A 23771-nucleotide genomic window follows, 5' to 3' on the forward strand; every position below is an offset into this window, starting at 1 on the left:
TTTTGTGAATCGGGGGCAATCATGTCTTATTCCAATCAGTACAAAGATGTTGAGGATATCATCGACACCCTGCTCGTCCTTGATACGTTTTGTGCCGCGAAAAATATTAACGTCGAATTTGTTGTAGTAGGTGCTTCAGGTATCCTTCTCTTCATTGAAATGATGAGTAAGGAAATGGAGTATCGACCAACTCGAGATATAGATATTCGAGTAACAGAGGGTGTCGTGACAACTGAATTGAAAGATGCACTTCAAGAATATGAAATTGAAATTGTCGAGGGTGTGATTCAATTCCCTCCACGTGAAGATTTTCAGGAAGAAGAATTTCGACATAAGATTGAAGGGTTATTTGAAGCAATTGATGTGTATATCCCAGACATTGAACTGTTGGCGTGTACGAAAATCTTTTCTTCTCGTCAGAAGGACCTGGAAGATCTCGAGAACACCAATTTGTTGAAGCTCTGCGATAAAAACAAACTCCTCGAGCTTGTAGAGGAGTACAAGTCAAACATGACCTGGAACGACCCGTTTTGTAATGTACATGACTTAAGTCGAATTTTTCAGGAAAAGGGTATATAATAAAGAAAATAAACGAAGAGGAGGGTGACCGATGACAAAGAGGAAACATGAGCGACTTTATCAAGAACTATTGCGTGAACAAGATCGTATGCAATTTGGTGGGACAAGTTATCGTCAAGAGACAGCTCAACTGGCGCTTGTTCTGAGTCATGATGTTAAGGTCCCCGAATCGCTTTGTAATCGAGTGGAGGCACGCAACTTTGTCGGCTCTTTGGCTAAAGAGTTATCAGAGGACCGGGTAGAGGATGTGGCTAAAATGCTCAGCATGGCTGCACGCCGAGCCTATACTAATCCTGAAAGTGCGTTCTCTATCGATATGAAAGTAAGGTTGGAAGAAAAGCGTAATCGATTCAAGGCGCGCGGTTTACGTGTGAGATCATAAAATGAAGTTGAATTAAGAAAAGGAGTACGGCTCATTTCATAAAGAAATGAATCGTACTCCTTTTTCTATGGGCTATATCAGGGATAATCACATAGATATTTGGTATTCATGTACATGCAACAAGGAGAAAGTGGTTGAAAGCAGTTACTATGGAACGGGACACTAAAATTTGAGTATTAATGGAGTTATGATAGTTCAAAAGTGACGATAGCGTCTTGCTTTCTTCAATAACTTCAGTGATCGTGTTGAAGGTGCTTCACGACTATTTTCTTGAATGAGTAGATTTAAGTGCATCTCCTCAAGAATTTTACATAACTCAAGTCTCAATTCACGTTTTGAGTAGTTTATAATATCCCGAAGCCTTTTGTAGATATAATGTAGAGAAACTAGTAGGATAAGTAAAATAAGAATAAAGACAAACCATGTACCTTTGTCCTTACATGTGTAAATGAAATTATCAAAGACATATCCCTATTCCAAATGTATTTCATCCTTCGGTCGGGAAGAATGAATACGTAAGACTATGTAGTCTCGGTTTAGTTTTCGATTTATGATAGCTAAAAATAACTACTCTCCTCACTTAATCACACTAAATCTAATTCGAAGATAATCCTCTTAAAAGCTGTAAGTGATTCTTTCACAAGGACTTTCTCATCTAAAAAGGGATCAAAATAAGTATTGGTTTGCAACAAGTTTTGTCTGAAATTAGAATCGAAATCGAAATATATATCAAAATCTTTTAGTAGATTTTGATATTCTGACTCACTTAATTTACTTGTTGTGGTTGGTTGGTTATTTTCATCGTATACAATATATCTGCGTGAGTGAAGTTCATAAAGAAGTTTCCACCTGTAGAGGAATGCTTCGATTTCAAAGCCCCAATCATTGCTAGGTTTATTTTTTGGAAGAATAATTTTTTTTTGATGACCACCATTGTAAGTAATAATGTAATGTAGATTGCCTGTTACATCAGAATCTTCAAGTATCTCTACCAATTGTGTTGATTGCTTTTCTGCTAATTCATGGAGTGGGAAGGGTTCTCCCGAAGAATTGGATTCAAATAAAATTTCAACATTAGTAATATAATGCATATAATGATTCCTCTTTATTATTTTCATTTAGCATAAGTTATTGATGTTGGAGCGAATGTTTGTAGATTAAACTCCAATTGCTTCATACAGGTTATTTGTTTATTGAAAATGAATAACTCTTTAAAGCAAAAAAATAAAGTGCGTTACTAATTTTTAGGACTTATCCAATGATTTGTTTCGTTCCCTTAGAACAGCTAACTCTATCTGCTCACTTATCGATTTCTCAAGCGTCTCCTTCTCGCGTCGAAGAAGTTGCACTTCTAAGTGAAGTTTTTGATTCTCTTCTTCGAGTTGATCACTTCGACGGGATTTGCTTTTTAATTCATCCACTGCATCCATTAAACTCTGGTTTTGACGATTTAATTGTTTTTGACTCTCTTCTAACTTTCGAATAGTCCCTTCCAAATCAAAGATCGTCTTTTTATGAACCTTCAACTCTTCTTTCGCTGATTGTTTCTCCAACTCCAGTGCGTTTAGTAAGTTTTGTTTATCTGTATGTAGTTGGTCCAATTGCTGTTGAAGTTGTTCTAGTTCTTCCTGATGTTGCATGACTTTAGCTTCATATTCTCGATGAAGTTCTTCACTTTCCTTCACAACACTGTCTTCAAGTTCACGTATTGTTTCAGTATATTGAATTGTCATGCGTTGAGTTTCTTTTTGTTGCTTCTCTAAGCGAAGCGCTCGTTCTTGAAAGAGTGAAGCGATCTGATGAAGTGTAGTTTCAAGTACACTATTTTCTTCATCGATTAATGGGTCTGGTGATTGTTTATCAGCCAATTGAATGAATTCTTCAAACAATTGATTCGTCGTTAGTTGTCGTTCTTGCATTAGACGTTGAATATGTTCGGTCACTTCTTCAGAGACACGAAATGATTTTACTTTTGTTTCGCTTGATTGCATCAATGTCACCACTTTACATTTTAGTGTATACATAATCTACAGACAGGAATCTAGTCTTGTATTATTTTCCCGTACTTTTGATTCAAAAACAAGGTACGCGAAATGATCAAGGGTTGTGTATATTTCGATGTCGAATGTATACAACTCTCGTATCATCAAATTAAAAAATCTAAAAGCAAACATCCAGACCTATCGTTAGCTTCGAATCGGATAATATTCTATATATTCCGATACACTCACTTTTGAGTTCTCAAAAAAGAACGCTCAATCCTTTGACTAATCGTTCGATAGTTAAATTGGAAAGAGGAGGTTTTCGGGAATGAGAAAAAAGAAGCGCGGCACGTTGAAAGCAAGTGTATTAAAAGTAATGCTTGGATTTATTTTACTATTTATTGTCTTGTTTGGAGTTTTTCAATATGTTGGATCTAAGAACACCGTTTTGAATACGATCCAATCAATGATGATAGATGATGCTACACCATACTGAGAAAGCATGGATACCGCAACTTATGAGGACTTTGCCGCCATCCAAGCGAGAATGAGGAGTACAAGAAATACAGGGAAGAGCTGAACACTTACCGAGAGCAAATCGGAGCCATGTATGCCTATATAGTGGCGATAGAGGGCGAAGAGGCACGTATCATGATTGATGGGGCAGAGGCGGGTGTGGTCTCTCCGATTGGGGAGAAGTTGTCCTCGACTTCGATAAAAAATGTACGAGCTGCATACAATGGTAAAGAAATCGCCACGGATGTGATTCATGATGATGAGTTTGGGGATTATGTTTCGGTGTTGGTGCCGATCGAACACAACGGAGAAGTGATCGGTGTGCTTGGGTTGGACAAAGACGCTTCGAAGGTGAGTTACATCTCGAGCGGGGTACTGAAGGAGATGGCGCCTCAAATACTCGTCGGCTTAATGGTTCTCATGGTATTAGCAGTCACCTTTATTTGGGGTTACCTAGATTGGAAGTTTAAACCTATGGGCGTGTTAGAGGAAGTAGCGAACCATGTGTCAAACGGAGATCTAGGTGAGGCGGAAATCGTGATCAGTAAACTCTCTTTGAAGAACGATGATGAAATTATGCGATTGACCAGTTCGATGACGAAGATGACGAAGATGTTAAAGGAACTCGTGGCAAGCATCCAACACTCCTCTCAGACCGTCAGTGAAGAGAGTGGGAATGTTGCTGCTATATCTGTAGAAGTGCACGAAGCCTCTCGCCAAATTGCCTATACGATGGAGGAAATCGAAAGTGGGGTTGAGAATCAAAGTACGTTGACGATGAGACTCCATGAACACATGAATGAATTCTCTACCTTAGTCAGCTCGGCGGCCAAAGAAGGTGATGAAGTGAGCCATCAGGCGGATTTTGTTGGGAACGCGACCGTCTCGGGTCAGCGTCTCATGGAGGAGGCGGTCGAGCAAATGTCTCGTATATATAGCCAAATTCAACAGTCACAAGTACAAGTAAAAGATTTTGAGAAACAAGCGGATGAAGTAACGCAGCTCGTAACGTTGATCCGTCAAATTTCAGAACAGACGAACTTACTTGCACTCAATGCTGCGATCGAGGCAGCACGAGCTGGTGATCAAGGAAGAGGATTCGCAGTCGTCGCTGCCGAGATAAGGACTCTTTCGGATGACGTTTCTTAGTCTGTGAGCGAGATCTCAGAAATCGCAACTAACGTTAAACGAAATTCAGTAGAACTGGACGCCGTATTCACAGAAAGCAGAAAGTCAACTGAAGACGGGAAACGAACGCTCGAACTGACCAAGACATCTTTTGAAGAGATGGAAACGAGTGTTGAAAAAATGAGGACGTTAAGTCATTCGATGCAAACAAGATTCGACCGTGTGAAGTCTAACCAGCAAGTCATTCAGAAAGCTCTTTCAGATATCGCATCAATTTCTGAGGAGAGCACTGCAGGAAATGAGGAGGTCGCCGCTGCTACTGAACAGTTGTCTGTAACGAGCGAGACGATGAATCATTTCGTAAAAGAGTTAGCTGAGACCGCAGAGAATTTGAAGGGAAGAAGTCGAAATTTCAGACTGTAATCGTCGAATCGTACAACAATCGAACAGATTACATCCTTAATTTTGTCACGAATAACTCTGACCTATATTTGCAGATGGTTGCGATTTTTCTATATCAGCTGCCTTTTGTTGAACTAGGAGGAGAGATTACCATTCAACCACCTTGACATTTTTTTCCTCTTGCTATACATTGAGCTAGAACTGAATAGCATCACTAGGGGTGTTCATTGAACTGAGACGAGTTAAAACTCGAACCCTTCGAACCTGAACTAGATAGTACTAGCGTAGGGAAGTGTGAACATGACTGCATCCGCAAATGGATTCATTTCCTTTTTGCCATGTATCTTTTGCTTGTACACAACTTCTCTCACGCGAGAAGTTGTGTTTTTTTATAGACAATACAATCATCTAGACAAAAAGGAGATCACAATGATGAGTAAAGTTGTACTTGTAACAGGTAGTAGCAGAGGATTAGGCGCCACAATCGCTAGAGTATTGGTAGAGAAAGGATTCAAAGTGGTCATCAACTACTATAAAAGTAGAAGAGCCGCAAATGAGTTGGTTCAAATGTTAGGGGAAGAACATGCAATAGCTATCTATGGTGATGTGACGAGACGAGAAGATGTCGATTTATTAATTAAGAAAGCAACGGAACACTATGGTCACGTAGATGTGGTTGTAAACAACGCGTTAGTAGATTTTAAGTTTGACCCGATGGCACAGAAGGCATTCGAACACCTCTCTTGGGACGACTATCAGAAGCAACTGGACGGAACAATCAAGGCAGCGTTCAATGTTTCCCAGAGTGTACTCCCTCAATTTATTGAAAGATCTGAGGGGAGTATCATCAACATCGGGACAAACCTATTCCAAAACCCTGTAGTGCCTTACCATGAATACACGACGGCGAAAGCGGGATTGATCGGATTTACGCGCAATCTTGCCGCGGAGCTTGGAAAGTTTGGGATAAGGGCCAATGTTGTATCTGGAGGGTTGTTAAAGATGACTGATGCGAGTTCAGTGACAAGTCCCGAAGTCTTCGATTTGATTGCCCGGACTACGCCCCTGAGGCAGGTCACGACTCCCGAAGAGGTTGCTCAACTTGTCTCGTATCTGTCATCTGAAGAAGCATCAGGTATCACTGGCCAGAACTTGGTAGTGGACGGTGGATTGACCATGAACTAAAGAATAATTCTAAACAGGATATCGAAAGTGTAAGAATTCTCATAGAAACGGAGTACCTTATTTGAAACCTGCTAAACAATTAAATTTAGGAGTGCTACTCTATGGATGTGGACATCACCAAGCCGCTTGGATGATGCCTGAATCTTCGATAGAGTTGATCGGCAACGTCACATATTATCAAGAACTGGCCAGGATTGCAGAGTCTGGATTTTTGGATGCGGTTTTCTTTGCAGACAATCAATCATTTCCTGCAACCACCTCGACCGAAATACCGGCATTTTGGTTTGATCCGATGATAAATTTAACGGCTATCTCACAAGTCACGAACCGAATCGGTTTGGTTTCCACCATTTCAAGCACTTTCTCTAATCCATTTACGGCATCGAGACAGTTATTTAGCCTGGACCATATCTCGAAAGGACGTGTAGGGTGGAATTTAGTGACGTCGATGTCCGACTGGGAGGCTGAGAATCATGGAATGGATCATCTTCCTTCTAGGGAGAGGCGCTATCAGAAAGCTGATGAGTTTGCGGAAGTGATGGATAAATTGTTTCTCTCGTGGAATCGAGGCGATTTCTCCCCGAATCGATTGGCCAACCATCTCATTAATGAACAGAATATTGAACCGATAGATCATGTCGGGACGTACTTTAAAGTCAAAGGTCCCTCCACTACACCAAGTAGCCCGCAAGGAAAGCCTGTTGCCATGCAAGCGGGGGCCTCGGATCAAGGGATTGAACTGGCTGCAAAATATGCAGATGCAGTGTATTCAGTTTCTTGGAACTTGAAGCAGGCGATGGAATATCGGAATCGTTTAGAACAACACCTCATAAAACAGAACAAAACTATTCGCCACGTCAAGATATTTCCGGGCCTTGTTACATATATCGGACGAACAAAAGAAGAAGCCTATTCAAAAAAGCTTGAGTTAGATAAAAGGCTACCTCTAGAGAACGCGATCAAGCAACTGAGTTATTTTATAGGTGAAGATTGCTCGAAGTGGGAACTTGATGAGAGGGTACCTTCGTTACCACCAATCGATTCATTTACCGGTCCTGTCGGTCGTTATAAAACCATATTGGAAATCGTACATGACAAAGAACCTACACTCAGAGAACTCCTAGGTTATATCAGTGCTGGGGGAGGACACCTCACTCTAATCGGGACACCCGAAGAGATTGTAGACGAGATGGAGCGATGGTTCAATCTGGGGCTTGCAGATGGGTTTAACCTTATGCCACCGACTCTGCCATCAGGGCTAAAAGATTTCGTGGAATTGATAATCCCTGAGCTGCAAAAAAGAGGGATCTTCCGAAAGGGTTACGAGGGGGCCACTTTACGTGAACACCTTGATCTGGTACCTCCGGGTTCGCGTGATCGATCTCCTCAACGGGGTAACTACGAGGAAGAGTGACTTGTGGACTATGCCGTATCAATCTTCCTCTGGAGCGATGAGGCGAAGCACTAACGAAGCGACCTCATTATCAGGTTCGAGAGTTTGAATTCTCTTGGCTATTTGAACGGCATCTCGGTCACTGACGATTTTTTCAGGAACGGTGTTCAAGAACAGCAGGTTTTCTAAACTGCTTACATCGATGGAGTGATTCACATCTAAGGACTTTTTAGCATGCATCAATGAAGAGGCATAGGCGCCCTCGATGTGGCATAGAGGGTGAGTGAGAACCTGAAAAGCCAAATCATGTAGCTCGGGAGATTCGTCTTCATGAAGCAGATGCACCAGAACTACATAGTTGGTCAAACTCTCATTTGAAAATGCTATCGACAAAAGCTCGTGACTGAATGCCTCATATCCGACGTCATCGTATAGTTTTTTCACTTCACCGACCTGCATGGATAGGATTAATTCCTCCAATCGACTGTCCATCCCATAGCCTCCTTCCATTTCAATATTGTGTGACGTAGCATTAGGATTGGCTATTCCTCCTCTCAGAGAAGAGCCAATATAAATCGTTGAATCAAGAGACAAGAGTTCTCTGATACAAACGATTCGTCATGAGTGAATGATTTCTTGTCGCATCGTTTGTGGGGTCAATCCATCGAGATGAAAAGAACCTCGATAAACATGTAATACAGACTTGTCCCCCCTCAAGGCTAATGGGAAAACACCTGATCTGCCGGTTTTCAATTCAAAGTCTTCCGGTGCGATTTCAACATCGAGTTCATGTCCTACCACAGCGTAAGAATAAGGAGTTGAAAAGTAGGAACGCGCTAAACACCGAATGATTCTATCTGTCTGAACGTTTAACTCATCAATAGACCCGGAACGTGGGACAATGTCATCCCACCGAATATCTATAAGAATTCCATGAAAATGATTCACGATGACAGGGGTTAAGTGAACATCATTGCTTCTCACATCGAATGCATCCCCAGAAAGCGTTAGGGACGGATAGAAATTTGAGAATACATTCAGGTCAATTTCATCGTCGACGATGTCTTCTTCGACCCAGTGTTCTCCGTCAGTGTCTAGGCTATACCTTACTTTCATCAAGCGACTACCTTGTGCAATAATCGAGCTTAAATAACTACATAGATTAGGAATAATGGCATCATTATCTGAAAACACTAATGCGATGTTGATATAGCCGCCAGATCTAAACATCAAGTTCAACCCCTATCTTCGGTTTCGAGCCATTCCATTCATCATAGTACTTGTCATACAGTCTGTGATATGTCGTTTTGATTACTATAATAGCACTATCGGTTGAGAGCATATCAATCATCGCTTGTGACCTCATTTTTTCATGTGACTTGGAAAATAGATAGGCTCACATGGACCTTTTTATTTTCAGGGCATTAGGTTAATACATGGTTCTGAGAATCAAAGGTCTCAAAGCACGGTATGACTGTGGGATGTTGATCCATCTCTCCAAATACGGATCATAGTAATGACCACGTTTGATTCCTGCTCTTGAATTGTATTCTTCTTTGAATAAGGTTTCTTTCTCAATTGTTAGATGCATTCCTATGCGCTCATCTGAAACCTCATGCTCGTCCAATCCTTGCGAATCTGGACCCAGCCGTTCTTCAAGCTCCTTAACAGAAAGATTAGCATAATAGGACCATTTTTCTGGGCCAGCCAAAAACCTGAGTCCCTCATAGAGGGAGTCGAACTTGAGGAATTCTCGTCTTGTTTCAAACTCTTTGGCGTCTCGCCATTCGTATATGGTCAGCCAACGTTGAACGAAATCGAACAACCTGAATGTACCTTCGCTTAAATCAGGTTCGGACTTGTCATGAGTCACGACTTGTTCTTCACCGTCTGAGTATTTGACATAGTAAATGACTTCACCGGACATCTCTACGTCCTCTAAAAAGGTTAGTAGCTCCATTTCATTGTCATGAAGTAACTCTATCAAAGAGATTTCCTGTTTGGAATCCCTAGCTCGATACTTGACGACCAGGGTTTTAATGTTGTAAATATTCAGATTCATTGCCTCCTATACTGTAAAATCGATGAGAAGTGACCGAGTTTTATATACCTTGAACAGTTCGAGAGGGACTAGATGCACAAAACTCTGCCCCCAATTACTCGTCCGGCACCGTTGTTTGGTCCATCATGTGAGGACATTTGAATCTCAAAATTGACTACGTAAGTTCACATTCATTCTTCACCTTTCTCTTGATTTATTTCGTGCTCGAATGTCATATCAGATTGATTTCTGGTTGAGTGTATTTACTGATCAGTCGCCCTTCTTTTTATTTTTAAACGCAAAAGGAATCGAGATCATGAATGCGCCGATCATGCACAACGTCGAGTAGGATGCCAGTTGGCTTCCTTCGCTTCCTATCTCATCCACCAAGATTCCCGTATTGAATAACAAGACGAGGGACCCAATCAAAACGATAAAAGAATTAAATAAGGTCCAATACGAGCTGGGGATTTTTGAACCCAAAAAGGCCAGGTATACGAGGTTACTTAAACTGAGAAATAGAAAGACGTAAATCAAAAAATTCAAAGAATCTAGAACATCCAACATATAGAATTATCCTCTCATAAAAATAAAAATTTAGGAATACAAGGTATTCTTATACAATTAAGATAACCATAACCTCATTCATGAGGGCAATCCTGCTATAGATGTATTCATTTTTTACAATAGAAACTATAATATTCTATATTAATCCTTTTATGTTTTGGTATTGAATCAAAAAATCACGGTAACCAAGTGAATTTAATACAACCTCATTGTCACTGAGTTTGAAGGACTGACTCGAGAAAATAAGGATTTTGAGAAATAAAGTTCAATGATGTTTCTAGGTTTTAGAGCAAGTGTCAAGGAAAGTGTAGTGTAAAGAGTGTATTGGAATGAGCTGATAGGGTATACGGTTCCTCTATGTGTGATGATGGTTGTATGGTTACGTTACAAGAATTTTGATACATACTTCATGTTTTCTTGGGTATTTAGTGTCATCAACGTGATATATGCATATATAATTTATTTTCATGATGTCGTTAACAGCTCGATTTACGCGGGAGGACTTCATCCGTTGGATTGGATGATTGCTCTTTACACGATAATCATAGTCTGTGGGATAATTTATGGATGTACTGCCAGTGTCTTGATTTGCCTATCGTATTTAGTTTATCGATTGCGTAATGGGCGATTTCCTAAGCAGGATGTGTGATCAAGGTCCACATGCGTCGCTTGAATAGGAGCGTATATGACATCTTATGAACAAGAGGGGTAAAAGTAAAATGAACAAGAAGGATATCGAACTTCAAAGGTCATTAGAATTTTTAGCGAATGGGTGGGAGGTTAGCAAGTTAGACATCGATTACTTGCATGAGACGATTTCACTCATCGTCGAGAGCGTACGGCAGCAACAGATAGTAAGAACACACATCACATTCAAAGAGGTACTCTCCTTCTATGTATATCAGGAGGAGGTTGCTTACTCTGAGACCCTAGATGCGACATATAGACTTAACGACCGAGGAAAAGACGACAACGTTTTTGTCAGCGAGATTGGCTTTCACAGGAACGGGTTCGGACAGGTCAAAATTAAATGCATAGACCCTGAACAGACGGCGATTAATGCAATCACTTCAAAAACGAATATGTATTTCCAAGTCAATAATAAGGACCACTTTTTTATCGAGTGTAATGCTATCGAAATCAACGATGATGTCTTCGAGGGGTTGATTCAATCGAGTGAGAGTTTAAAAATCACTCTCGACTAATTTGGGAGGGTATGATTCTAGAAACGATTCTCAGTTTTAAAGGCAGTGGTGTGATCACATTTCTGAATTGAAGTATACATGTTTGATTCTTAACTTTTATCGGAGGGTGGTCGGGTGTAGGGTTGTTAGCCTACGGTTTAATAGGGCTAGTGGTGAGCACACTTATTGTACCGGGTGTTTGGATACTTTCGAAACACAGAAAAGCTGATTTGTAATCGAAAGTAACGCTCTCCGTGGTTTGCCTAAGAAATGAGACTCGGTATAGATTCTGTTTCGTACTCGAGGAGAAATGTTACCTATTTCAAATTTCAAAAGTCAGGTCTGTTAAGTCAGGATTATGGTTGATCTGATTGATGGGCAGACATTTGCTAAGAACTACCTATAGCTAAGTCATATAAAGGTGGAGGCTTTATCACTAAAAGACAAAAATATCGTGTATGATGACTGATACAAAATCAAGTGAAAACAAAAATAAAAAGAGGTAATGAGATGAGTGTAAGAATTACATTTGATAAAAAATTAAGGTTGGGATACCTATATCTCTTCCCTGAAAACTATAGGTACAAGATACATGAAACGAAGGAACTAGACTCGAATCCTTTTCTCGAGTTAGATTGTGATGAGTTAGGACGAGTTGTAGGAATTGAATTATTAGATTTTGAAACACTCAGCTTGAGTCAGGTAATGAGTAAAAATATTTGCTATGTGAAAAAACCAGATTGTGTTTCTCTACGTTTAAATAATGTCCCGATTGAGAGTACAACAACATTTGCAGGAATCAAGTTCCATTTTTCTGAGGCGAATTACACCGGCTTTATAGGGTTTGATATCATTGATTTAGATAAATACCCTATTCAGGATCTATAAAATAACTGTTAGCTTTACAAGGTCGAATATGAGGTGTTATCAAATACTTAAGCACGACTTTCATCCTGTCATTGAGAACAATATAGGTTTGGATTTTCAACGGCCCTATGATCTCATAAGCAGCAAAGTTAAGTAATTATATTTTGATGTTCGACTTCACCTTTGAATCTTTTTAAATGTGTCTAATGCTACGTGGGAAACATATGAGTAATCACAAAAAAGACGCCCTGGAAGCAATCGAGAGTGTCTTTTTTGTGAGCAATTGTTAGAAGTGAGTGTGAGTCCAGCATTTTCCGAGACTTTAATCTAAATCGACAATCGAGGAAGTCTGATTGATTCCCTCAATTGTCGTAATAGCGATTGTAATGCGATGCATATTTTTCCTTTAAGTTCTGGATTTTGATATCATCCCAAGAAATGATATCAACCACGTCGGTACTCACATACATTAGGAAGTCGTCGTTGTAAAAAGCTATATAAGCCTGTGTGTCCCCTTTGTAAACTTGAGTACAATAGTTCATGACCTCTGTTAAATTAAGATTTCTAATGAGGGTGTAAACAGCACCATCCCCAGAAAATTCATCTACCACAGCGTGTTCTTTCCAGTTTCGAATCGTTAGATATCTGCCAAGTTTAGATTTTGATGAACAACGGACATTGTCCATGATGTATTCAGATACAAACATGAGATGAAGTGGCTGAGAACATTCAAAAATGGATTTTAGAATGTCCTTTAATAAAGAAAGATTTAACTCGTCCATACTAAATCTGATTCGGTGTGCTGAATCGACTTGAAAGTATGGCGTTTCTTTAGTGATATCAAAAACAATATTAAATTTATCAATCTCAAACATGAATTAGTCTCCTATTCTATTTAGTTCAGCATCATATGTGCCTGATCGTGTTTTTTTACTTCCTAAGTTTTTAATGGAGCTTGCGCCTTTCCAAGCACCGCCGTTATGACCATCTTTGTCAGGTGAGATATACTTTGGTCCTTTGCCTTTGTTTCTTTTAAATACTTTTTGACCATGCGAAGTTTCATTGACTTGAGAATATCCTAAATCTTTAGCTGCTTCTTTCGCGACAGCCGGTACCGATCTAATCATAGAAGCTACAACAGATTTTGACCAGTTCTTAATCGCTGTTTTAAGCCCCTGTTTTGCAATCACGCCGACGATTAAACCAACAACCGGCAAGGCTGAAGCTTGTAACTCAGCAGTGTCATATACATACTCTTCGTTTGTTTCTTTATCAGTAAAAACCGCTTTAAAATTATTCTCGTCTGTGAGTTCTAAAATAGTGATTGAAAATTCTTTCTTTAGCTCGGTTCCATTATCCTTAAGTATGGCCTCAACAGATAGTTCATCATTTAATTCGTCGAACTTTAAAGTACTTTCCATGTTAATTTGTTCATTCTCCAAATGTGACTCTACATACTTGACGTTCTTATCCTCATAGACTTTTTCGGTTACTGTTGGCTCCGAATCTTCATTTATCTTGACTTCCTTTTCAGTTGCATAGCTAACACCACTATTAGCAATAAGTAGTGAAGAAACTAATGTTGCAATAAACATCTTCTTCATGATTTATTCCTCCTTGAATTGTATCAGTCCATTCCCATATGTATGCATTGGACCTAGTTTTATTGAATTTTTGCTTAGCTCTTTTATTAAGTGATCATTGTCTTGATCGTGAAGGAGTAGAGAAATAACTCCAGTTGCATAGGCGGTCGAAAAAGAGGTTCCTGACTGTTCCTCCATTATTCCTTCATGGTTTAAAACAGGTACATCTACACCAGGAGCAACAAAGTCGATTTTCCCTTTAGCCGCGTATGGATAGATTGAATTGGTACTATCTATTGCGGAAATGGAGAGCACTTCATCATATTGGGCCGGATAGTCTGTAGATAAACCGAGCGTGTTTCCCGCAGCTGCGACGATTAAGATTCCCGCGTCACGAGCACGTTTAATTGCATTTCTCAGTTCCTCATGATCTTGAGAAAAACCGTAGCTGAAATTAATGAGGTCCACGTCTTGCTCTATCGCCCAATCGATGCCCTTGATTGTATCGGTGATATTTCCTTTTGCTTCATCGTCCAGTGTCTGGATATCATACAAGTGAACATTATTGTTAATCCCGATTGTAAAGTTTTTAAAAGAGGTAGCTGCAATGATACTGGCGACCATAGTGCCGTGAGCATTTTTGGGAGTGGTTCTCGAAGAACCGTTTATCGTGTTAAACTCCTTGACGACAGACACTTTAAATTGCAACAAATCATTATTAATGCCTGTGTCCATAACCGCAATCTTGATGGGTTTATTTGTTGAATTAGGTTCGCTCTTTGACACTGATAATGCACAAAGCGCCCAGTTCTGATCACACATTTTTTCTTGTTTGTAGACTTCTGTTTTTTTATCACATCCTGCAATCATTAGTAAGAGTAAAAGGGTCATTACTAGAGTAGGAAATTTAGTAATCATAATTCTTCCTTCTTATTTTTTGTATATGTAGCGAAATGTTTAATTGCACTAACTGTACATCTACCTCTTATTCAAAAATATAACACAAGAAATGATTTTATGTAATTATTTAACTTTTAACCTTCATTTTTCTTTATTTGTATCTCGAGTGACTTTTTAAATTTAAATTCCCGTTTTTAGGGATTTACTAGCGGTAATAATATTGGTTTTTTCCGATAAAGGTTATTATTTCGTTTCACAATTGATTTATCTTGGACCATCAGGAGGAAAAGCGCACGTTTTTCTTTGACGAAGACCGGCGACTCGCGCTGCTCTGTCTTTGCATGAATGTTTATTTGTGATGAGTGGATTGCAGAAAAAATGGTCGCTTGTTTGGTGAAAATGGTCGTTTTTCCAACGTAAGCCCTAGGCTTGTTTCAAACAAGCCTAGGGCTTAAATAAAGCAAGCCGAGATGTCGAGTGGTCCGATTCGAGGTATCGTTGAGCTATCAACAGGAGAGGATGATTCAAATGAATCACACATTGAACCAGCAAACGATTAAAGAGATGAAAGAGGTATTACTAAGAAGACTTCCTGAACGGATGGATATCGATCCCGAGGCATTCGAGTTGGTGAGTATGGATATTCTTTGTGAAGTGAAAGAAGGGGAGCGATTGAAACAGGTGACGCTCTTCTTTAATACAAGCACGCTTCAAGCACAAAATTGATTGTTCCGAAACGTATACATGTATACGTTTTTATCTAGTGAGTCTTTGGAGGAGGCGTGATGGACGAGCGGCTACTTGATGAACATGCGTTCGATGGATTGGATCCGTTCGTCCGGTTCGATGAGGGACGGAACTCGCACTATTTCCGCGTGGTAATCTATATGGGACATAGGTAGTTGCGGATGGGGGCGTCAGTTTCGTCGTCTCAGAGCTATCCAAGGATATATTCGAAATTGAATGGAATAAACAAATTATTCACGTGTTGATTGAAAGTTATGCCTCGATTCAGAGAATAAAAAAGTGAACAAGCTTGAAAGTCCATTATCCTGTGAGTAGAGAATGGTCTGTTTAAGTAGCAATCTGCGAATATTTTTTGTATATTCATTCACGATCTAATAATTCTATTTTAAAAATATCTGTACTACCTGAGCGATCCGTTAAAAGTGTAATGGAGACTAGATCTCCATTTGATAACTCGGGAAGACCAGTAACATCATCATCATTTTGATAAATTGTGATTTGTTCTTCAAAAAAGTCGTAATTTAGTGTACCTTGAAATTCTTCTTTATTTAATTCAATTCCTTCAACTACTATGGAATCGTTATCGATTTCTGTGATCTTCGCGTAAAAAGTCTCCACATCTGTTGGTTTGAACTCCCACAACGTTTTTTCGTAGTCCTTATATGCATTCGTGTAGCCTGCAGAATAGCTAATTAAAATGCCCATCAGTAATATAAAACCAGACATGACTATAGTGATTTTGTAAGGGGGGGTAAGCGTAGAACGTTTTTCATTATTACTTTTTAAAGCTTTATTGATATGACGTTTGTAAATTTGAAAGTAAATAACGATCGAGACAATAAATATCAATAATAGTATTGATGAAGCAACGATATAGTTTGGAAATGGCAAGAAATATTCCTCCTTTAAATTTGAAAGTAGTCTTTAAAAATATGATAGTAACTTCTTGTGACATCAACTTTTTTTCCGTTAATTAACGTAAGGATGAATTTTGAAGAAAGTGTCGGTTTTATTTGTTTTATTTTACTGGTGGAGATGATGACAGAGTTACTGATGCGTAAAAATGCTTGAGGCTCTAGAGAGTTTGCGATTTGGTATAGGCGCTCATTGCACTGGTATAAAGAGTCATTGGTCTGAATTTCAACACTATCGCCGTAAGACTCAATACAAATAATGTCTTCTACAAATACAATAAGTTTCTCATTGGTTTTTTTATCTCTCGCGGTTAAACTTTTAATAAAATTATTCACTTCACTCAATACGAGTTCAGCAGTGTCGTCCACTTCTATTCCTTTTTCTTTCAAAATTGATCTTATTTCATCGAATCGATCTTGACCTACACAAAGTTTAATTTTCAAATCACGTCCCCCTTTCGTATTTGTTTAACAAAGAAACCTGATTTCAGAGTCAGTGTAACAATTGGGAATTTATATCACAATATAAGAACGGTACTTTACACTTATATTCAGATGAAATGCATTAATGGGTGGATACTCTTCCTAAGTTAAACTTGAGATTTGAATCAAAACTAATCATCAGATGTTGTTCTATTATTAAAACTGATGTTATTCGCACCCTATTCAAACCTAAGCACCCTAATGCGTCAAAGGAACGTGAATACTTTAAAGATATGCCAGGTGCACTTAAATAATATTTGATTCATGAGGTGAAAAGATGGATTATATCTGTCCTGTTTGTGGTTATGATGGCTTAGAAGAATCAGCATATAATGAATATGATCTTCCTTCGTTTGAGATTTGTTCTTGCTGTCGATTTCAGTTTGGAGACGATGATGATGTTGAAGTTAGGGAGGGAGTGTTCTTATCGAGAGAAGAAGCTCATTCTGTTCACAGAGAAAAATGGATCAAGGATGGAGTAGAAATTTTTCAGCCAGAATACTATCCAGCAGAATTCCAAGTGAATGACCGAGTAATAAAACAACATTTAATCCAACAGTTAAAGAACATTAATATCGATATCACTTGATAAACGGATATAGGACGTTTTGGATTCGGATTTTTCTAATTTTATTATATTAAAATTACTTTATTCTGACTTATGAGCTGAGCCCTATTTTACGGACAATGTAATAAAAAGTGCCTCGATTTCTATACGGCGATCAGATGGCCTCGGTACTCTCCGTGGTCAACAAGATTTTTTAGATGCCAGTAGAAGGACTCGATCGGTGCGTTGTCGAGACATTTTCCACGACTTTCGGTCAACAGCTCCTCTCTTCCTGATTCTCGAAGACGGCCAGTATATTAAAGTCGCCCGTGTAATGGATTGACCGGTCCGAGACCGACCCCACGTTTGGATTTGACTTTGGCTGCCTGAGCTGATGTTCGTTGAAGATGATTTAACCTATGGATGCGTTCCCCCGTCTGAATGAATAGGTTCACTATATCGATTCGACCGCACGCAAAAAAACTGAATGAGTACTCTTTATCGAGTGTCTGTCATTCAGGGTTCAGTTCATCTTATATTCGATTATTTTCATTTACACAGGAAATAAATACTTTAAGTGTTAGAGGAACTCGATAAGAAATGAAACTACCATATATACAATGGGGAGGAATGTTATCAGTAACCCGATTAGTCTGGTTCTACTCTTAAATTGTAATGCTAAACCTACTAACCATACAGCAAACAAAGTCAACCAAAAATAACTGGATAGTGGCTGAGTTGCTTCTGCCATTCCACTTATCCCTAAAGCTATTATAGTAAGAGCTGTAACCACTAAACCAGTTATAATATTGATAGTAATTAAAAGTGACCTACTCATGGATATCCTCCTTAGATTGAATTTATTTCAATTTATAGTATAAAGTTATTTATAAAATGGCACAAACCCCTAATTGATATTATAAATGTATATTTTAGTTTAAATGCTAAGCTATTAGTTACTTCTATGTAAAATTTTTTAGAGCGTTATTATGACTTTTTGAAACCGCTTACTGTGATTTATTTAATATAAAGCTACTCTCTCTCCCGCACCTCCACCATATCTCCGCTGCAAATCGCGTCATTCAGCACATTCTCATAGACCGATATGACCTGTTCATCGACATCACGCATTTCAATCTTTTGAATCTCCTTATGGTACTTCGTCAATAACGCCTTGTGCTCGGGTATGAGGAATGAAATCCATTTCATCTCACCCTAATCGCGATACATCGTCATAAAAATCACCCTCCAAATAAAAAGAACGTTTGTTCCTGTTTTATACCCGATTTGTCTCGTTTGAACAGCTTTTTACGTGATTGGTGATCCGTGCGTCCTGTTTCCGTACTCTAGCTCGCTGGTCGTCGGTGCAAGGGACGTCAAAAAAATGACGCGCCCTCCGGCCCCGTCTTCCTTCGCTTTTGGCTCAAAGCGAGGCTTTTCGCTCGTTGGCTACGGAAGCCTGTCCTTCCGTTTGCTCTACGCATTTTTTTAGCCTCTCCCTGCGGTCGCCCTTGCACCGTCTCCCGACGCTCACTGCGTTCCCGTCAACAGGACGCACAACGGTGTTCGTTCTGAGGACAGCTTATCCGAACGGTTACATAAGGCGGGGGACCTCATCGGCATCCCTGTGCTCGATCACCTCATCCTCGGTGCGCACGAGTTGTACGTCAGCATGAAACAGCGAGATTACATGGGGTGAATGGAAAGGAGTGGGGCCGGGGGACCGGTCCCGGTCCCGGTCCGTCCGGTAAGGGCAAGGAGGAAAAACATATGTTTTTCTTTTATGAGACTGGCGACTCGCGTGGCTCTTGCCTGGATTCAAAGTTCGGATCCGGGAAAAGTAATGTTTTCGCGTGGCGAAAACAAACGGTTTGGTGAGAAGACAAAGGGATAAAAAAATCGCGTTGCTTTATCTTTGCAATGAGTGCTTGTTTGGTGAAAATGATCGTTTTTCCTACGTAAGCCGAGATGTCGGGTGGTCAGATTCAAGGTATCATTGAGCCATCAACAGGAGAGGATGATTCAAATGAATCACACATTGGACCAGCAAACGATTGAAGAGATGAAAGTGCTATTGCTTAGAAAACTTCCTAAACGGATGGACATCGACCCTGAGGCATTCGAGTTGGTGAGCATGGATATTCTTTGTGAAGTGACGGTCTTCTTCAATACGAACACGCTACAAGTACATAATTGATCGTTTCAATAAGTATACATGCATACTTGTCGATTGGTATACGTGTATACATTTTTAATTTCTATCTCTCGTGAGTGTTTGAACGAGGCGTGAAACATATAAGTATCGGGAATCGATTTATATAAATTGAAAGGGATAAGACGTGATGAGTCCCTTCGATTTCCTTCGAGATATATGTATATGCCTCTTCATCCATCTTACCTAGTGTATTCAGTTTTGTTTAATTGAATGCTGACTTCTTGTCGTAGAAAAACTCTCCAATCAGATGAGGGCACTGAAAAAACTTCGCTCTATCCGAGAATAAACAGAGAAAAGGACGATTGGACCGACTTATGTCAGGACAATCGTCCTTTTTTCCTTGCCCTTATCCTGTTATTTTTTTCCTTAGGGTGATGATTCGCTTCAAGTTGACCGCAATGAAGCTCATTGCGCTCGGTCACGTCATGCCTTTCAGGTCTGACGTCTTGTTTCGCGACAGACAGTGCTTGTTTCTCAGCTGGCTGTTCTTCGCTTCAATGGCGAATCGTTTCCGGCGGTGGTCCTTGAAATCATCGGTCTGCTCGCAGTCGATTTGATTGCTATGTTCCCACAACTTTATAGACACGCTGTAGGATTTTGATATGGCTCCGCTCTTGTAACACCTTCGCGCAGCGGGCACTGTTTACATAGCTCGATGACGAAAAAGTAAGTTTCCACCTGGTTCTTTCCGATGTCCTTTCGTCACCCGGTTCGCTGCTGGCGGATAGACTTGCGGGTTCAATGGCGCGACGAGCTTGTACCCTTGCGAAGCAGCATAGATCAAAATGTCTCGGCTTGAATAGGTCGCGTCGCCTACGATGTGGTCGAACTCTGCGCCAGGTTTGGTGTCTCTTTTCCACGTGGCTCGCCAACTGTGGGCCATCTGGAGCTTCCCCAGTTGTGACGACAACAGACGTGATGATTCCTTTCTCTGTCATCGCGAGATGATGTTTGTAACCGAAAAAAGCGGAGTCGGCGCTCTTGTGTCCGGGCATCGGTGTTCCGGGAGACTCGGAGTTCGACGTGCGTATCCTCCGCAAATTCGCGTTCGAGGTTCACCCGGTCGCGGATGTGTTTGCGCACCATCAACTCGGACATCTCGGTCTTGACAGTCTCGGCGAAGGTGAGCGCATAGGAAAGCTGTGCGGCAAAATCTGTCTCGTCCACCTTCTCCAGGAAACGCCCTTTCGCTGCGTCGGATTCCTTGTAGCACTATCTTTGTATCCTCGATGATCGCCTGTCCAATCGGTTTCTGCCCGTACTTGTCCCGTGAATGGGTCGCATCGACGATCAAAGTCCGTCCCTTGAGCAGTCCCATTTCTTTTGCGACTTCGACCGTGTTTGATCAGTTTGTCGAGGAGTTCTTCATCGTCTATGAGCTGACGGTGGAACTTCGTGAGCGACGACGGGTTGATGACATCATCTTCCGGCGCAAAAATCGAGAAAATATATGTAAGCGAGGTCGATCTTCGCCCGTCTGACGAGGTCATCTTGAGTTTTTCAGTGCCTTCAATCTGATAAACAGGTTTGTAATTTCCTCTGTCTACCTATTGGGGAGTATATCAAGATAGATAGGGTGTTTATTGTCTGTCTATTCTTTAGGCAGTTTAACGCATAATAGTATAATTTAAATATCAATTTCTGTTCTTACTAATTTATTTAACTTTGCTTCGGCATAGAAAAAACCGAAATTCTTAATACCATGAGAGATAAAGTCGTCAGATTTTTGTAAGTGAAGTTTTGCTTTTGATACATCACTCTCTAAAAATGCAATCATTGCTTTACCGCGCTCATAAGTAATAACTTCTAACGGAGAGAGTTTTTCTTGTAATCTTTTTATTTTTTCGAGCTCATTTTTCTTATTAAAGAAGAGATTGAGTTGACTCATTTGAGTAAAGTAAGCAAGCTTTATATCTACTCGATCAGGTATTTGTAGTTCAAAGTTATTTAATACTACTTCTCTCGCATTATTAAAATTATTCGTGTCTATTTCATAGTAGTACACCATAACAGCTGATAGTGAATCAGTGGGGTTATTTTTTGCAGCACTAATACTCTCTTTATTCCATTGTTTAGGTCTGAGGGGGCTCGAAAGTTCTTTGCTACGAATCATTTGGTCAATCCAAAGCATGGACTCCTTGTCTCTTTTCCATAACTTTTGGATAATATAACCATCCGAGTCACTCCCGGCAGCTGTTGGAAATATTGTTATTAAAAACAGTCCCATATTCATCAGCGCAAAGAATGAGAAGAATGAATAGTTTGAAATTGAATATAAGAGATAGCTAATTATCGAGGTCGATAAAGAAAAAAGCGGACCACCAATGGCATATAATATTTCATTTTTAATCATTTTTTCTTTTTCAAATGAAGAAGGAAGCATCATTGAAGTACCACCGAATGCAATCCAACTAACGTTAGGAACTATTCTGATTTTGTTCGCTGACTTTTCTAGAGTCAATGGTCCTGTTGTGAAGTATAAAAAACGATGTCCAACATTCAATCCGAACAATACATGTCCCAATTCATGAATAGTTATTGAAAGTAGAAATCCACTCAAATAGGAAGCATAAAAGAATAAATCTTGCCGATCTGAAGGGGAGAAATAGTACATTAAGAAGAATATGAGAGATAAATAACCAGTGACATATGGTGGTGAGAGTAATTTTTTCAAAATCAAAGCCTCCTTCTAAGTGTGAAAGTTCGGAAATTTAATTTACATCATTGGAGATAGTCAAGAGTTTGGCGTAGATTTATCTGCCCGTAACCATATAAGTCATCTCGTCCGGGCGAACCTAAATCGATAACCGATTTTTTGAGAACTTTAATAACAGATTTGTTAGAGACTTTCTTTCTATCTTGTTGAGTCATTCTTGACTTTACCACTAATATAGTGGCACTTACTTGTGGAGCGGCTATACTTGTACCATAAGTCAATGTGTATCCTTCCGGCATACCCACATATGCATCAAGTTCATTTTGAGCAAGTGAAAATGGATATGCACTTACTATCAAATCAAAGAGGCCTGACTTCTCATCTAAATCTCCTCCAGGTGCAGTGAAGTCAACGTTCTTACCGGTATTTGAGTAGCTTGAAATTTGAGTGTTTATGTTTGTTGCTGAAACAGTGATGACATTTTTAATATTTCCAGGAAGATGAACTGTTTTCGATTTTTTCAACTTGTCTAAGTTTTCAGCTCGATTCCCGGATGAAGCGACAACAATTGTTCCGTTATCTTCTGCATATTCGATTGCGCGTTCATATGCCTTTATGAGTACAGCTTCATCATGTATATTAGAATTTTTGTAAGTGCCGAGGCTCAAATTTATTACATCATTTTGATGATTTGTCGCATCAATAATCGCTTCAAGAACCCAAATTGATTCACCATCTACTTTATCCAAAACTTTGTATGGAGTAATTTTGGTTTGGGGAGCGATATTGGCCATTACAGCGGCCACTGAAGTACCATGTCCCATATCATCGTTTACGTTTTGATTATCGTTTACATAATTTTTTGCATGATTTAAGTCCAGATGATCTTTTAACAATGGATGATTTATATCTACACCACTGTCAATCAATGCTACAGATGTTCCAAATCCTCTATCAGTAATTCCGTACTGACCATCCACGGTCTGCATCAAATACCAATTGAAAGGACTTAGTGAAGGGTCATCTAAATTGAAAAACATAGGTACATTTTGTTCTATGCTATTCTCATTTGGAACAATTGTATGCGCAGAAGTGTTTTCCATGTTCTCTTTTATTTTCTTTGCCTCAACATTTACCTTTAAATTAGACTCACTGGTAAATTTGGGTAACTCGCCTTGTTGTACAATACTTTGAGCATATTGCCTCGAAAGTTCATTCAATTCATTTTCAGTTTTCGTTTTGCTTACTAGAGGCTTTAATTGAACCAATAGAATTTCTTCTAATACTTTAATTTCATATTCGTTATTATCAATCTTTTTAAGGAATGAATTCATTTTTCCTTTATTCTTAAAAAGGAAAGTTTGATTCTCGGTTCCTGTTAAAATGATATTATTTTTGCTTGCTGATACCTCTCCATCCGTTATAGACAAAAGAAATAGAACAGGAACAATTAGTGCCAGCCTTTTACTAAATTTATTAAAAGTTTTCATGTTGATACTC

Annotated in this window: 26 protein-coding genes, 1 pseudogene and 1 riboswitch; of the genes and pseudogenes, 13 read left to right on the plus strand and 14 right to left on the minus strand. The window is 39.5% G+C overall.

What is annotated here, in order from left to right:
- Window positions 1–21 precede the first annotated feature (21 nt).
- Both KNO78_RS14465 and KNO78_RS14470 read left to right on the plus strand, forming a co-directional pair.
- Window positions 22–579: a DUF6036 family nucleotidyltransferase gene (locus tag KNO78_RS14465; RefSeq protein WP_214691633.1), complete on the plus strand. Its 558-nt coding sequence runs from the start codon at window positions 22–24 to the stop codon at window positions 577–579.
- Between the two features lie 31 nt (window positions 580–610).
- On the plus strand, window positions 611–961 hold the full coding sequence (locus KNO78_RS14470) for a hypothetical protein (RefSeq protein ID WP_214691634.1): 351 nt from the start codon (window positions 611–613) through the stop codon (window positions 959–961).
- Between the two features lie 584 nt (window positions 962–1545).
- Here the strand turns inward: KNO78_RS14470 and KNO78_RS14475 are convergent.
- Window positions 1546–2052, minus strand: coding sequence for a hypothetical protein (locus tag KNO78_RS14475; RefSeq protein ID WP_214691635.1), 507 nt, complete (start codon window positions 2050–2052; stop codon window positions 1546–1548).
- Between the two features lie 153 nt (window positions 2053–2205).
- Window positions 2206–2952, minus strand: coding sequence for a hypothetical protein (locus tag KNO78_RS14480; RefSeq protein ID WP_214691636.1), 747 nt, complete (start codon window positions 2950–2952; stop codon window positions 2206–2208).
- A 319-nt stretch (window positions 2953–3271) separates the two neighbouring features.
- Between KNO78_RS14480 and KNO78_RS14485 the strand changes: the two genes are divergently transcribed.
- The 5 genes from KNO78_RS14485 to KNO78_RS14505 all read left to right on the plus strand — a co-directional run bounded on the left by KNO78_RS14485 (window position 3272) and on the right by KNO78_RS14505 (window position 7588).
- A complete protein-coding gene (locus KNO78_RS14485) occupies window positions 3272–3439 on the plus strand; it encodes a hypothetical protein (protein ID WP_214691637.1) in 168 nt (55 codons plus the stop codon).
- Window positions 3440–3594: 155 nt separating this feature from the next.
- Window positions 3595–4608 (plus strand): methyl-accepting chemotaxis protein, encoded by a 1014-nt coding sequence (locus tag KNO78_RS14490; protein ID WP_214691638.1) that lies wholly within the window; start codon window positions 3595–3597, stop codon window positions 4606–4608.
- 180 nt (window positions 4609–4788) lie between these two features.
- Window positions 4789–5010 (plus strand): hypothetical protein, encoded by a 222-nt coding sequence (locus KNO78_RS14495; protein WP_214691639.1) that lies wholly within the window; start codon window positions 4789–4791, stop codon window positions 5008–5010.
- Between the two features lie 185 nt (window positions 5011–5195).
- Window positions 5196–5297, plus strand: a riboswitch (TPP riboswitch).
- 124 nt (window positions 5298–5421) lie between these two features.
- A complete protein-coding gene (locus KNO78_RS14500; RefSeq protein ID WP_214691640.1) occupies window positions 5422–6174 on the plus strand; it encodes a 3-oxoacyl-ACP reductase in 753 nt (250 codons plus the stop codon).
- 61 nt (window positions 6175–6235) lie between these two features.
- Entirely contained in the window at window positions 6236–7588 is a 1353-nt protein-coding gene (locus KNO78_RS14505; RefSeq protein ID WP_214691641.1) for an NtaA/DmoA family FMN-dependent monooxygenase, read from the plus strand.
- 18 nt (window positions 7589–7606) lie between these two features.
- Here the strand turns inward: KNO78_RS14505 and KNO78_RS14510 are convergent, their stop codons facing one another.
- The 3 genes from KNO78_RS14510 to KNO78_RS14520 form a co-directional block, all read right to left on the minus strand.
- Window positions 7607–8059: a hypothetical protein gene (locus tag KNO78_RS14510; RefSeq protein ID WP_251125347.1), complete on the minus strand. Its 453-nt coding sequence runs from the start codon at window positions 8057–8059 to the stop codon at window positions 7607–7609.
- Between the two features lie 126 nt (window positions 8060–8185).
- Window positions 8186–8797, minus strand: a complete 612-nt coding sequence (locus KNO78_RS14515) for an Imm64 family immunity protein (RefSeq protein ID WP_214691642.1) — start codon at window positions 8795–8797, stop codon at window positions 8186–8188.
- 199 nt (window positions 8798–8996) lie between these two features.
- Window positions 8997–9629 carry a hypothetical protein gene (locus KNO78_RS14520; protein WP_214691643.1) on the minus strand — a complete coding sequence of 211 codons (633 nt, stop codon included), beginning with the start codon at window positions 9627–9629 and terminating at the stop codon, window positions 8997–8999.
- 1265 nt (window positions 9630–10894) lie between these two features.
- Here KNO78_RS14520 and KNO78_RS14525 point away from each other — a divergent pair.
- Window positions 10895–11380 carry a YxiG family protein gene (locus KNO78_RS14525; protein ID WP_214691644.1) on the plus strand — a complete coding sequence of 162 codons (486 nt, stop codon included), beginning with the start codon at window positions 10895–10897 and terminating at the stop codon, window positions 11378–11380.
- Window positions 11381–11869: 489 nt separating this feature from the next.
- Window positions 11870–12247: a hypothetical protein gene (locus tag KNO78_RS14530; protein ID WP_214691645.1), complete on the plus strand. Its 378-nt coding sequence runs from the start codon at window positions 11870–11872 to the stop codon at window positions 12245–12247.
- A 341-nt stretch (window positions 12248–12588) separates the two neighbouring features.
- Here the strand turns inward: KNO78_RS14530 and KNO78_RS14535 are convergent, their stop codons facing one another.
- The 3 genes from KNO78_RS14535 to KNO78_RS14545 are packed head-to-tail and all read right to left on the minus strand — an operon-like array spanning window position 12589 to window position 14727.
- A complete protein-coding gene (locus KNO78_RS14535) occupies window positions 12589–13101 on the minus strand; it encodes a hypothetical protein (RefSeq protein WP_214691646.1) in 513 nt (170 codons plus the stop codon).
- Between the two features lie 3 nt (window positions 13102–13104).
- Window positions 13105–13830, minus strand: coding sequence for an SAR2788 family putative toxin (locus KNO78_RS14540; RefSeq protein ID WP_214691647.1), 726 nt, complete (start codon window positions 13828–13830; stop codon window positions 13105–13107).
- A 3-nt stretch (window positions 13831–13833) separates the two neighbouring features.
- Window positions 13834–14727, minus strand: coding sequence for a S8 family peptidase (locus tag KNO78_RS14545; RefSeq protein WP_214691648.1), 894 nt, complete (start codon window positions 14725–14727; stop codon window positions 13834–13836).
- A gap of 510 nt (window positions 14728–15237) precedes the next feature.
- Here KNO78_RS14545 and KNO78_RS14550 point away from each other — a divergent pair.
- Entirely contained in the window at window positions 15238–15435 is a 198-nt protein-coding gene (locus tag KNO78_RS14550) for a hypothetical protein (protein ID WP_214691649.1), read from the plus strand.
- Window positions 15436–15816: 381 nt separating this feature from the next.
- Here the strand turns inward: KNO78_RS14550 and KNO78_RS14555 are convergent, their stop codons facing one another.
- Both KNO78_RS14555 and KNO78_RS14560 read right to left on the minus strand, forming a co-directional pair.
- Window positions 15817–16347, minus strand: coding sequence for a hypothetical protein (locus KNO78_RS14555; RefSeq protein ID WP_214691650.1), 531 nt, complete (start codon window positions 16345–16347; stop codon window positions 15817–15819).
- A 14-nt stretch (window positions 16348–16361) separates the two neighbouring features.
- On the minus strand, window positions 16362–16814 hold the full coding sequence (locus tag KNO78_RS14560) for a LytTR family DNA-binding domain-containing protein (protein WP_214691651.1): 453 nt from the start codon (window positions 16812–16814) through the stop codon (window positions 16362–16364).
- Window positions 16815–17130: 316 nt separating this feature from the next.
- Between KNO78_RS14560 and KNO78_RS14565 the strand changes: the two genes are divergently transcribed.
- Window positions 17131–17442, plus strand: a complete 312-nt coding sequence (locus tag KNO78_RS14565; RefSeq protein ID WP_214691652.1) for a hypothetical protein — start codon at window positions 17131–17133, stop codon at window positions 17440–17442.
- Between the two features lie 990 nt (window positions 17443–18432).
- Here KNO78_RS14565 and KNO78_RS14570 read toward each other — a convergent pair.
- Window positions 18433–18609, minus strand: a complete 177-nt coding sequence (locus tag KNO78_RS14570; protein WP_214691653.1) for a YolD-like family protein — start codon at window positions 18607–18609, stop codon at window positions 18433–18435.
- A 370-nt stretch (window positions 18610–18979) separates the two neighbouring features.
- Between KNO78_RS14570 and KNO78_RS15660 the strand changes: the two are divergent.
- Window positions 18980–19099 (plus strand): annotated as a pseudogene (locus KNO78_RS15660) (JAB domain-containing protein); the annotation flags it as partial.
- A 327-nt stretch (window positions 19100–19426) separates the two neighbouring features.
- Entirely contained in the window at window positions 19427–19597 is a 171-nt protein-coding gene (locus KNO78_RS14580; protein ID WP_214691654.1) for a hypothetical protein, read from the plus strand.
- A 661-nt stretch (window positions 19598–20258) separates the two neighbouring features.
- Here the strand turns inward: KNO78_RS14580 and KNO78_RS14585 are convergent.
- The 3 genes from KNO78_RS14585 to KNO78_RS14595 all read right to left on the minus strand — a co-directional run bounded on the left by KNO78_RS14585 (window position 20259) and on the right by KNO78_RS14595 (window position 23761).
- Window positions 20259–20498 (minus strand): hypothetical protein, encoded by a 240-nt coding sequence (locus KNO78_RS14585; RefSeq protein WP_214691655.1) that lies wholly within the window; start codon window positions 20496–20498, stop codon window positions 20259–20261.
- Between the two features lie 744 nt (window positions 20499–21242).
- A complete protein-coding gene (locus KNO78_RS14590; RefSeq protein WP_214691656.1) occupies window positions 21243–22289 on the minus strand; it encodes a M50 family metallopeptidase in 1047 nt (348 codons plus the stop codon).
- Between the two features lie 47 nt (window positions 22290–22336).
- Window positions 22337–23761, minus strand: coding sequence for a S8 family peptidase (locus tag KNO78_RS14595; protein ID WP_214691657.1), 1425 nt, complete (start codon window positions 23759–23761; stop codon window positions 22337–22339).
- Window positions 23762–23771: the final 10 nt, after the last annotated feature.

The sequence above is a fragment of the Exiguobacterium sp. s132 genome (genome assembly GCF_018617235.1).
Taxonomy (GTDB): Bacteria; Bacillota; Bacilli; order Exiguobacteriales; family Exiguobacteriaceae; genus Exiguobacterium; species Exiguobacterium profundum.